This is a genomic window from Nocardia sp. NPDC055165, assembly GCF_053606985.1.
Window position 1 is genome coordinate 1 of the sequence record NZ_JBSGSS010000005.1, and the last position, 11,077, is coordinate 11,077.

Genomic DNA, 11,077 nt, shown 5'->3' on the forward strand with positions numbered 1-11,077 from the left:
TTGAGGCGCCGTTGCGTAGGCGACGAAGGAGCAAGCAACGGTGCCTCAACGACGGGACCGGCGGGGCCGCGAACACGCGGCGCCCGCGCCGCCAAAAAATCAGCTCTTGCCGACCTCTTTGTTGTATGCCTCGGTGATTTCCGCCGAGATACGACCGCGGGCGGAGACCTTGTGACCCTTACGGCGTGCCCATTCGCGAATTGCGGCGCTCTGTTCGCGGTCCATGGAAACACGGCTCTTGCCCTGCGGCGCGGGTGCACCGGCAGCCTTCACCCGACGACGGCCACTCACACGGCGGGCGTTGGCGACCCACTCGTCCAGGCCTTCGCGCAGGCGCGCCGCATTTGCGTCCGACAGATCGATCTCGTACGACACCCCATCGATAGCGAACTCGATGGTCTCGTCCGCGATGGACTCACCGTCGACATCGTCGATCAGGCTAACGGTGACCTTCTTTGCCATGAGATGAACGTCCTCTCGAAATCGTCAAGCCTGCCTCCAGGCCGAATACCCGAGGCAAGAATACCCCGAAATGCGAAATTTCCAACACGGGGTCTTCACCCCGTGAATTCACTGGTCAGCGACTAGTGGGTCGCACAATCGGGAACAGGATCGTTTCCCGGATTCCCGAACCCGTGAGTGCCATCAACAACCGGTCGATTCCCATACCGGTTCCGGTGGTCGGCGGCATACCGTGTTCCATCGCGGCGAGGAAGTCTTCATCGAGCACCATGGCCTCGTCATCGCCCGCCGCGGCCAACCTGGCCTGGTCGACGAAGCGTTCCCGCTGGATCACCGGGTCTACCAGTTCCGAATAGCCCGTTGCCAACTCGAAGCCGCGAACATAGAGGTCCCACTTCTCGGTGACGCCGGGCTTGCTGCGATGCTGACGGGTCAGCGGTGAAGTCTCGACCGGGAAGTCGCGAACGAAAGTCGGCGCGTAGAGCTTGTCGCCATACGCGTGTTCCCATAGTTCTTCGACCAGTTTCCCGTGACCGTAGCCCTTGCCCGAAGGAATTTCCAGACCTACCCGATCGGCGAGCGCGAGCAATTCCTCGACAGTGGTTTCCGGAGTGACCTCGACACCGATCGACTCAGACAGCGAGGGATACATCTCGACGGTGGTCCACTCGCCTCCGAGATCATATTCAGTGCCGTCGGCAAGCGTCACCAGAAGGGTGCCGAATGCCTCGCGCGCGACTTCCTGGATCAATTCCCGGGTCATCGTCGCCGAGTCGTCATAGGTGCCGTAGGCCTCGTAGGTTTCCAGCATCGCGAACTCGGGCGAATGGGTGGAGTCGGCGCCTTCGTTGCGGAAGTTCCGGTTGATCTCGAAGACCTTCTCCAGCCCGCCGACCACGCACCGCTTGAGGAACAGCTCCGGCGCGATGCGCAGGAAGAGATCCATGTCCAGCGCATTGGAATGGGTGACGAAGGGGCGCGCGGCGGCGCCACCATGGATGGTCTGCAGCATCGGGGTCTCGACCTCGAGGAAGCCGCGGCGCTCGAGCGCGTTGCGCAGCGCACGGACCACGTTCACGCGGGTACGGGCCATTTCCCTGGCCTCGGGACGCACGATCAGGTCGACATAGCGCTGACGGACGCGCGACTCCTCGTTCATCTCCTTGTGCGCCACCGGCAGCGGGCGCAGCGACTTGGCCGCCATCGACCAGGAATCGGCCATCACGCTCAATTCGCCGGTACGCGAGGAGATGACCTCGCCGTGCACGAACACGAAGTCACCGAGGTCGACATCGGCCTTCCACGCCGCCAGCGCGTCGGCGCCGACACCGTTGAGGCTGATCATCGCCTGCAACTTGGTGCCGTCGCCTTCCTGCAGCGTGGCGAAGCACAGCTTGCCGGTATTACGAACGAAAATGACGCGACCTGCGATACCGGCCTGCAGACCGGTCTGAGTGTCGGCTTCCAGATCCGGGTAGGCGGCACGGATTTCGGCCAGGGTGTGGGTGCGTGGCACCACCACCGGATAGGCCTCACCACCCTCGGTGAGCAGCCGTTCGCGCTTGTCCCGGCGAATCCGCATCTGCTCGGGAACATCGATGTCCACAGCGGATGTGGCGGCGCGGCCGGGTGCGGCGGGGTTAGGAGTGCTCACGTTCGACAACATTAGCGGCACCCCGAAATGGATTTACTCCCGCCCACAAAGAACGAGAGGCAAACCCCGGCCCACACCGACCATTCCCCCGCGAGATGCAATCAACGTCACATAACTGAAACACACACCGCCCGTGACGACCTCTGATTCGCCTCGTGGACAACCGAACTCGCGGACGTCGACCCCCTACAGCGAAGCCAGCGCGTCGACCTCACGGGCGAAATGCGGGACGCCGACGCCCACGGTCAACAACCCCGCCGACTTCAACGCCTGGTATCCACCGATCACATCGGTGGCCCGGTGCAACCCCAGCTCCTGCAACGCGGCCGCCGCCAAACTCGACGTGTACCCCTCCGAGCAGAAGACGACCCATTCCACGTCGTGATCAACGGCGAGGGACAACCGAGCCGACGAGGTCGGATCCAACCGCCATTCCAGGACATTTCGCTCGATCACCAGCGCGCCGGGCAGCGAACCTTCGCGCACCCGCTGGGCGGCCGGCCGGATGTCGACCAGAATCGCGCCACGCTCCAGCGCGGCGGCCACGTCGTACACATACACCCGGTGCAATCGCGCGCGAGCGTTCTCGAGCATCTGATCAATCGTCAAACGGCTCATCACAGATCACCTTCGGGCTGGTCGGTGAGGACGGTTTTGGTTCGGCGCAACGTTCCGTGGCCGGTCACTTCGTAATACGACATCGCCGACAGCGGCGGGGAATAGGCATGCACGCTCAAGGTGGGATCGAGCGGACCGACGGATTCGGCGGCGGCGGGCGCGCGCACCACGTCGTGCACCCAGCCGATCGGGAACGACGCCTGATCACCCGCGGCGAGCGTGCGCCTGCGTAACTCCGTGCCATTCCAGCGGTATTCCGAAAGGGCGCCACTCAGCACGGTCAGGGCGCCGAGCGAACCGGCGTGATCGTGCAAATCGGTGAATTTGCCCGGCGTCCAGCTGATCAGCCAGACATCGACCTCGTCGTCGTGCGAGAGGCGGGTCGCCCAGCGCTCGTCGGCCGGCCAGATACCGTCGGCGGGCAGGAGGTGGTCGTAGCGACCGGAGAGGACGTCTTCGGCGCCTTCGTCGGTGAGTCGCAGCAGGTCAGCGGGCCGCAACCGGGTCGGCAACGCCGAGGCGATCGCCCGGTCGAGCGGGGGCGTCGCGGAGTACTCGTCGCGTGCGGACGGAAGGGAAAGGACAGAAGAACGCATGAGCGCATCTCCAGGAGGTGAGAAAACGGTCGAGGGAAAACGTCAGCCTCGAACGGTCGAGGCAGATTAGCCTCGACAACACTCCTGGGTGCTCACACGGAAGATCACGAGCGCTAGTTTAGCAGACACTACTTTTTGTTGCGCTCGTAGACATGGCGCAGGCCGGTGAGCGTGAGATGCGGGACGTGCTGGTCGATGGTTTCCGACTCCGGCACGATCAGCGGTGCGCCCGCCCCCGTCGCGACGACGGTGACATCGGTGCCCGCGAACGCGTCGAATTCGTCGCGGATGCGGTCGACCAGCCCGTCGACCAGCCCGGCGAACCCGAAGATCGCGCCGGACTGAATGCATTCCATGCTGTTCTTGCCCACCACCGAACGCGGCCGTGCCAGCTCGACGCGACGCATCGCACTGCGTTCCACCAGCGCCTCGGCCGAGATCTCCACCCCGGGCGCGATGACGCCGCCGAGGAATTCCCCCTTGGCCGAGACCAGGTCGACGCAGATCGCAGTGCCGAAATCGACGACGATCGCGGGCCCGCCGAAACTACGGAACGCGGCAAGGCAGTTGACGATGCGGTCGGCGCCGACTTCCTTCGGATTGTCGACCAGCAACGGAATACCTGTTCGCACACCGGGTTCCACCAGCACATGCGGCACATGGGACCAATAGCGCGCCAGCATGGCGCGCAGTTCGCGCAGCACCGGCGGCACGGTCGACAACGCCGAGACACCGGCGATCTGATCGAGATCCTCGCCGACCAGACCGCGCACCTGCATGGCGAACTCGTCCGCGGTGATCAGCGGATTGGTGTGAATCCGCCAGTGCCGCACCAGTGTCGCGTGTTCGCCACTACCGGAGAACAGGCCGAGCTCGATTCCGGTGTTGCGGACGTCGATCGTCAGCAGCATGGTCCTGGGTCCCCCGCCCGGCTCAGACGAACGACAGCGAGCGCGGCGAGGTGAGGCCGGAGCCCTCCGGTGCGTGCGCGGGGTCGCTGCCCAGCTCGACCGGACGGTTGTGGTCGTCGACGAAGACCACCTTCGGGTCGTACTCGCGGACCTCGGCCTCGTCCATCTGACCGTAGGCGATGAGGATGACCAGGTCACCGGGGTGCACGAGGTGGGCGGCGGCACCGTTGATGCCGATCACGCCCGAACCGCGCTCGCCGGCGATCACATAGGTCTCGAGGCGGGCGCCGTTGTCGATGTCGACGATGCAGACCTGCTCACCCTCGAGCAGATCGGCGGCGTCGAGCAGATCCTGGTCGACGGTCACCGACCCGACATAGTGCAGGTCGGCATGGGTCACGGTGGCACGGTGGATCTTCGACTTCATCATGGTGCGCAACATCGTCGTCGCCTTTCAGTGCGCCTGCGAGGCAGGGAGGGAGTTCGCGTCGGGATGCCCGTCGATCTGGGCGCCGAGTACTACGGGAGCGTTGTCGATCAGGCGGGTGTCGCCGACTCTGGCGGCGACCAGCAGGCGGGCGTTGCCCGCGGTGGGGGCCGGACCCAGGTTGGCATCGCGCAGTTCGAGGTAGTCGACATCGAGGCCCTCGACCGCGTCGAGAACCGAGCGAGCGGTCTGGACAACCGCCTCCGCGCCGAGGCCGGCAGCGTGACGACCCGCGGCAAGCGCGGCCGACAGCGCCAGCGCCGACTCGCGCTGGGTGGCGTCGAGGAAGCGGTTGCGCGAGGACAGGGCGAGGCCGTCGGGCTCGCGAACCGTCGGATAGGCCACGATCTTCGCGTCCATGTTCAGGTCGCGCACCATCTGCCGGATCAGCGTGAGCTGCTGGTAGTCCTTCTCACCGAAATACGCCTCGGAGGCGTGGGTGATGTTGAGCAGCTTCGCGACGACGGTGAGCATGCCCGCGAAATGCGTCGGCCTGCTGCCGCCTTCGAGCTCGGCGCCGAGTGGACCCGGCTGGACCGTGGTACGCATGCCGTCCGGGTACATATCGGAAACCGTCGGCGCGAAAACCAGATCGACGCCCTCGGTACGGAGCAGTTCGAGGTCGGCGTCGAGAGTGCGCGGGTAGGCGTCGAGGTCTTCGTTCGCGCCGAACTGCAGCGGGTTGACGAAGATCGAGACGATCACGACCTGGTTGTTGAGCTTGGCCTGACGGATCAGCGCGAGGTGCCCCTCGTGCAGCGCGCCCATCGTCGGCACGAAACCGACCGTGCGACCGGCGCCGCGCAGGGCCTTGGCGACCGTGTCGAGCACCTCGGGGTTGTGGTGCACGGTGAGCACGCCCGCCTTGAAAGCGCCGGTCGCACGAGCGCCACCCTGGTGGTGATGCACTTCTCGGGGTTCCATCAGTGGCCTTCCTTGGCGAGGAGCTCCAGCAGTGCCGGATCGGTGTGGGCGAGTTGGGCCGTGCGCAACGAATTGGCTCGGTAGGCCTCGGCCAAGCGGTCGTCGACCTGCTCGAGCGCGGCGAGATGGGCGGCGACGGCGTCGACATCACCGCGGGCGACCGGACCGGTGAGTGCGGCCTGGCCGCGACGCAAGGCGTTGTCGAGTGCGGCCGAGGCGAGCGGGGCGAGCAGCCGTTCGGGGAGGCCGCCGGGCTGATCGTCGACCAGCGGCTGGCCGAGCAGACCGGGGCCGGAGAGGGATTCGCGCAGGGCCGCGACGGCGTCGACGATCACCGTGACCAGGTGATTGCTGCCGTGGGCGAGGGCCGCGTGATAGAGCGAACGCTGGTCTTCCTCGACGCGAACCGGTTCGCCACCCATCTCGATCACCAGCGCCTGCGCGATGGCGTACCCGACCTCGTCGGCGGCGGTGACGCCGAAACAGGCATTGGCGAGCCGGGCGATGTCCTCGTCGTGGCCGGTGAAGGTCATGGCGGGGTGGATCGCGAGGCCGAGCGCACCCTGCTTCGTCAGCGGTTCGAGAATCGCGACGCCGTTCGCGCCGGAGGTGTGCACGACGATGGTGCCGGGGCGGACCACGTTCGCACCGGCGAGGCCGCGGACCAGCCCGGCCAGTTCGGCGTCGGGCACGGCGAGCAGGAGCAGTTCACTGCGCTGGGCGATCTGTTCGATCGGCAGCACCTGGGCTTCGGACAGCCGGGTACGGGCGCGGTGCACCGAGGCGTCGGAGATCGCGGCGACACCGAAGACCACGTGGCCGGCTCGCTCGAGCGCTACGCCGAGTGCGGAACCCACTCGTCCCGCCGAAACGATTCCTACCGTCAGTCGTGCGGGCGCTGGATCCATTCGTGCGGGCACGGAGTCGCCACTCGTGTTTGCGCCATCAGGGTTGACACTTCTCGAGGTCAACGTTGTCCTCTCGATTTGCGTTCCAGTCCCGCGGTGCGGGTACCAGACGTTCGCTTCGAGAATAGAGGGAGTTACTCGAGGACCGCCACACGCCCCCACCGTGATCTAGCGCTCACCTGGTCCGCCACTCCGTGTATTCAGGCCAGACCCAGGTGCGTGGTGACAGGGGGACGCGGCCGAGGGTTTGCCGGTGGGCGAGCCGGCTGTTGTCGGTGTTGCGACCAGCTAGGTACGCGGAGAGGCGGAGCCGGTGGACTCCGATTCGAGGTTGGCCATGATGTCTGCCACCGACAGCCGGGCGGTGCCCTCGGTTTCGGCGCGGCGGCGCCGACGAGAGCTGGTGCCCACCGAGGGGGCCTTCTCGGGGCGAGTGGCCGGGGGCTGGGCGGGCTCGGCCGTCGCTACGGGTGCCGCGACAGGTTCGGCCGCGGCGACCGGCGCCGGAGTCGGTTCGGCCGCCGCCGGGGTGGGCTCGGGGGCAGCGGCCGAGTTGCCGTTGGTGGTGGGCTCGGCCGGCAGGACCGTCTCCGTCACCTGGCGGGTGTTCGGCGAGGACAGGCGCGGCGGCGGCGTCTTTCCCGATGACGTGGTCGGTGCGGCGGGCTGCGCGGGGGCGGTCGACTGCTGGGTTTCGGCGTACTCGTCGAGCTGCACCGCCGAGGTCTCGGCGGTGACCGGATCGTCGTACGGGTCGGCGAAATTGGCCGAAACCGGTTGCATGAAGACAGGTTTCAGTGCGCTGGGCGGTTGCTGCCACGGGCCGAACCAGGCGGCGGTGGCATCCTCGGGGCTAACGTCGAAATCGTGGTCGGGCTCGTCGAAGGCATTGAAGCCACCGGCGGGCAACGCGTCGATCCGCACGGCATCGGCCTGCAGCGCAGGTTGCTCGTCGAGCAGGGCGCCGTCGAAGAGAACCTGCAGATTCTGGCGCAGCAGGGTCAGCTCGGCGCGCAGCGCGGCGATTTCGGAGGAGTCGGCGCCGACTTCGGCGCGCACCCGCGCCTCGACACCCATCTCGTACTCACGGCGCGCGTTGATCTCACGCTCGAGCTGCAACTCGTACACCGTCTGCAGATCGCGCACCTTCGCCTTGTCGACGGCCGCGTCCTTGCGGTAGCGGGTAGCCGCGAGCGCGCCGATCACCGCGGCCCACAGGGCTGCTACCAGGCCGATCCGCACGTATTGGACGTTTTCGCTGAAGATCAGGAAAACACTGGCGGTCAGACCGAGCAGGATGAGGAAACCGACGAAGAATTTTCCCGCGTCGTCCCGCCGTCGTCGGGGCGCCGTGCTGCGGGAGGGTGAAACCATGAGGGCCAGGGTAGCCGGAATCGGCTGGTCGGCCCACCAAAGGCTACGGAGATTCCATTCGCAAGTTGCTATGTAGTAGCGGGGTCGTCGGTCGGGTCCTCGGGTGCCCGGCAGCAATACTCCAGCCACAAAGCCGCAGCAACCAGGGCCGAACCGGCCAGCAGGCCGACCACCGCACCCGGCGAATCCGTAGCGGCGGCGGTGACGGTCCCGCGCTGTGGGAAAACCCACAGCAGGAAACCCAGCCACACACCCGCGGCCAGCGAACCCACCTGCAACGACGCCTTCGCCAGCGCCACACCCCTGGCCACGTTGATCGGATGCATCTGGCCCGATCCGTCGCCGATCTGCTCATCGGCGATCTTGGCCTTGATCGCGAAGCCGAGCGCCGCCTCGATCGCGGCGACCGGCAGCAGCGAGGCGCCCGCGGCCACCGAGATCGACGGGAAGCTGGAATAGGCGAACCGGGTGGCGACCCAGGCGACCGCGGCGGCCACCACCACATTCAGCGCGAGGTCGAGTACCCGGGTGGGTTTCAGCACGAGCCGGCGCTTTCCTCGCGTAGCACCAGGTCGGTACGGACCACGCCGTCTTTCTCGGACTGGTCGAGTCCGGCGAGCAGCTCGGCGATCGGGCGCGCGGCCCCGTCGACGACAAGGTGCGCGGACGGTTCGACAGCCAGCCACGGGATGAGGACGAAGGCCCGGTTGTGGGCCTGCGGGTGCGGCAGGATCAGCGTCGGATCGGTGTCGCGGGCGATCGCCGTACCGGTGCTGTCGGCGCACTGGACCACATCGACATCGAGGGTGCGCGCACCCCAGCGAACCTCGCGCACGCGGCCCGCCGCCTGCTCGAGCTCCTGACCGAAACGCAGCCAGGCGTAATCGTCGAAGGCCGGATCTTCCGCTGTGACAACAGCATTGAGGTAATCGTCTTGGTCGACGCCACCCCACGGCGCGGTCGTGTAGACCGGCGACACCGCCACGACCCGCTCCCCCAGCGCGTCGAGCACGCTGCGCAGATGCGCGAGCCGATCGCCCAGATTCGAGCCGATCGAGAGCACCGCGCGAGTCATCGGCGCTGCTCCGGGGCCTGCGTGCGATACCGGGTGGCCACCACGCGCACGTCTTCGAAGGTGTGCGGGATCGGCGCCGACGGCTTGTGCACGACCACCTCCACCGCCTCGATCCGCGGGTCGGCCATCACGTCGTCGGCGATCTCGGAGACCACTGTTTCGATCAGATCGCGCGGCGGACCGGTCACGATGCGCACGGCACGCTCGGCGAGCGCGCCGTAGTCGACGGTGTCGGCGAGGTCGTCGGACGCGGCTGCCGCGGCGAAATCGACCCACACCGTCAGATCGACGACGAATTCCTGGCCGTCACGACGCTCGAAATCGAACACTCCGTGCCTGCCGAAAGCACGCAGGCCGCGCAGCTCGATCCGCGACGAGGCGGGCCTGCCCGCGGGCGGCGGCAGCAAGGGCAAGTTCATCGGACAGCTCCTCGGAGGGTGACTCGGACGCCTGCGGCAGTTCGGGTAGCGAGGACGTTCACGGCGTGCGCCCAGCGGCCGATCGAGCGTCGGCTGCTCGACGCCAGGCATCGACGACGGCGATGGCGTCCAGGGAAGCCCGGACATCGTGCACGCGCACGCCCCAGGCGCCGTGGGTGGCCGCGAGGGCCGACAGGGTGGCGGTGGCGGTTTCGCGGCCGTCGGGCGGGCGTGGGCCGGCTTCGTCGGCCAGGAGGGCGCCGAGGAAACGCTTGCGTGAGGCGCCGATCAAGATCGGGAAACCGCCTGCCACCAGTTCCGGGAGAGCGGCGAGGAGTTCCCAGTTGTGCTCGGCGTTCTTGGCGAAACCGAGGCCGGGGTCGAGGATCAGCCGGTCCGGGGTGACCCCCGCGGCGACAGCCAGGTCGACCTGGGCGCAGAGTTCGGCGTTCACCTCGGCGACCACGTCGTCGTAGTGATCGGCGGGGCCGGTATGGCGGTAGTCGGCGCCCGCCCGCCAGTGCATGAGGATCCACGGCACGCCCGCTTCGGCGACGACTTTCACCATGTTCGGGTCGGCACGGCCGCCGGAGACGTCGTTCACCACCGAGACACCCGCCTCCAGCGCGGCCTCGGCGACCTCGGCGCGCATGGTGTCGACACTGGTCGGCACCCCGGCGGCGACCAGTCCGCGGATCACCGGAGCGACCCTGGCGGCCTCGGCGGCCGGGTCGACCCGGTCGGCGCCCGGCCTGGTGGATTCACCACCCACGTCGACGATGTCGGCGCCCGCTTCGTACAGCTCCACACCGTGCGCGATCGCGAGTTCGGGGTCGAGGTAGCGACCACCGTCGGAGAAAGAATCAGCGGTCACGTTGACCACACCCATGACCACGCAGGAGCGGTGGCCACGGGCGGTCACCAGTGGCTGGCTCATTTGCGCAGGATCAGGTCCAGCGCCTCGGCTCGCGAGGCGGAGTCGGTTTGCAGCTGGCCGCGCACCGCCGAGGTGGTGGTGCTGGCGCCGGGCTTACGGATTCCCCTCATGGCCATGCACAGGTGCTCGGCCTCGACCACCACGATCGCGCCGCGCGGATCCAGTCGGCGCATCACCGCGTCGGCGATCTGGCTGGTCAGCCGCTCCTGCACCTGGGGGCGCTTGGCGTAGAGATCGACCACGCGCGCCAGCTTCGACAGCCCCGTCACCCGGCCGTGCGAGCCGGGGATGTAGCCGACGTGCGCGACGCCGTGGAACGAGACCAAGTGATGCTCACAGGTGGAGAACATCGGGATGTCACGAACCAGCACGAGTTCCTGGTGACCCTCGTCGAAGGTGGTCGCGAGCACCGCGTCGGGCTCGGTGTAGAGCCCGGCGAACATCTCCCGGTAAGCACGCGCCACCCGCGCGGGCGTGTCGAGCAGGCCGGGACGGTCGGGATCCTCACCGACCGCGAGCAGCAGCTCGCGCACCGCGTTCTCGGCGCGCTCCTGATCGAACGGCAAACCGGTCGCCAGCGCCGTCAGCACCGACGGACTGGTCGCACCCAGCTCACCTGCCGGATCGAGTTCCTGCTTGTTGGCCGACAACTTCTCCGCACCTCCGTGATATTTGCGGCTGGCGCCGCGGGTTCTCGGCCCTGTTCTCCGCT

The 11,077-nt window shown here is 67.4% G+C and carries 14 protein-coding genes; all 14 read right to left on the reverse strand.

Annotation, left to right across the window (positions count from 1 at the left end; genetic code table 11):
- Positions 1-99: 99 nt before the first annotated feature.
- The 14 genes from ACWFRF_RS11910 to folE all read right to left on the reverse strand — a co-directional run bounded on the left by ACWFRF_RS11910 (position 100) and on the right by folE (position 10,976).
- A complete protein-coding gene (locus ACWFRF_RS11910) occupies positions 100-462 on the reverse strand; it encodes a histone-like nucleoid-structuring protein Lsr2 (protein WP_067454241.1) in 363 nt (120 codons plus the stop codon).
- A 115-nt stretch (positions 463-577) separates the two neighbouring features.
- Positions 578-2,044 carry a lysine--tRNA ligase gene (lysS, locus tag ACWFRF_RS11915; protein ID WP_452450225.1) on the reverse strand — a complete coding sequence of 489 codons (1,467 nt, stop codon included), beginning with the start codon at positions 2,042-2,044 and terminating at the stop codon, positions 578-580.
- A 258-nt stretch (positions 2,045-2,302) separates the two neighbouring features.
- Positions 2,303-2,734 (reverse strand): rhodanese-like domain-containing protein, encoded by a 432-nt coding sequence (locus ACWFRF_RS11920; protein WP_378990753.1) that lies wholly within the window; start codon positions 2,732-2,734, stop codon positions 2,303-2,305.
- Entirely contained in the window at positions 2,734-3,330 is a 597-nt protein-coding gene (locus ACWFRF_RS11925) for a cysteine dioxygenase (RefSeq protein WP_364584063.1), read from the reverse strand. The genes ACWFRF_RS11920 and ACWFRF_RS11925 overlap by 1 nt, the downstream gene beginning before the upstream one ends.
- A 128-nt stretch (positions 3,331-3,458) precedes the next feature.
- A complete protein-coding gene (locus tag ACWFRF_RS11930; protein ID WP_452449913.1) occupies positions 3,459-4,241 on the reverse strand; it encodes a type III pantothenate kinase in 783 nt (260 codons plus the stop codon).
- Positions 4,242-4,263: 22 nt separating this feature from the next.
- Positions 4,264-4,683, reverse strand: coding sequence for an aspartate 1-decarboxylase (gene panD, locus ACWFRF_RS11935; protein WP_357370408.1), 420 nt, complete (start codon positions 4,681-4,683; stop codon positions 4,264-4,266).
- Positions 4,684-4,695: 12 nt separating this feature from the next.
- Positions 4,696-5,652 (reverse strand): pantoate--beta-alanine ligase, encoded by a 957-nt coding sequence (panC, locus tag ACWFRF_RS11940; RefSeq protein ID WP_379314985.1) that lies wholly within the window; start codon positions 5,650-5,652, stop codon positions 4,696-4,698.
- Positions 5,652-6,560, reverse strand: coding sequence for a Rossmann-like and DUF2520 domain-containing protein (locus ACWFRF_RS11945; protein ID WP_452450227.1), 909 nt, complete (start codon positions 6,558-6,560; stop codon positions 5,652-5,654). The genes panC and ACWFRF_RS11945 overlap by 1 nt, the downstream gene beginning before the upstream one ends.
- Positions 6,561-6,848: 288 nt before the next feature.
- On the reverse strand, positions 6,849-7,934 hold the full coding sequence (locus ACWFRF_RS11950) for a DUF6779 domain-containing protein (protein WP_452449914.1): 1,086 nt from the start codon (positions 7,932-7,934) through the stop codon (positions 6,849-6,851).
- A gap of 68 nt (positions 7,935-8,002) precedes the next feature.
- Positions 8,003-8,476 carry a DUF3180 domain-containing protein gene (locus tag ACWFRF_RS11955; RefSeq protein WP_378990757.1) on the reverse strand — a complete coding sequence of 158 codons (474 nt, stop codon included), beginning with the start codon at positions 8,474-8,476 and terminating at the stop codon, positions 8,003-8,005.
- Entirely contained in the window at positions 8,470-9,009 is a 540-nt protein-coding gene (gene folK, locus ACWFRF_RS11960) for a 2-amino-4-hydroxy-6-hydroxymethyldihydropteridine diphosphokinase (protein WP_449971512.1), read from the reverse strand. Before folK ends, ACWFRF_RS11955 begins: the two co-directional genes overlap by 7 nt.
- Complete coding sequence (gene folB / locus ACWFRF_RS11965; protein WP_452449915.1) at positions 9,006-9,428, reverse strand: dihydroneopterin aldolase; 423 nt, start codon at positions 9,426-9,428, stop codon at positions 9,006-9,008. Before folB ends, folK begins: the two co-directional genes overlap by 4 nt.
- 58 nt (positions 9,429-9,486) lie before the next feature.
- Positions 9,487-10,365 (reverse strand): dihydropteroate synthase, encoded by an 879-nt coding sequence (gene folP, locus ACWFRF_RS11970; protein WP_452449917.1) that lies wholly within the window; start codon positions 10,363-10,365, stop codon positions 9,487-9,489.
- Positions 10,362-10,976, reverse strand: a complete 615-nt coding sequence (folE, locus tag ACWFRF_RS11975; protein WP_378990814.1) for a GTP cyclohydrolase I FolE — start codon at positions 10,974-10,976, stop codon at positions 10,362-10,364. Before folE ends, folP begins: the two co-directional genes overlap by 4 nt.
- Positions 10,977-11,077 lie beyond the last annotated feature (101 nt).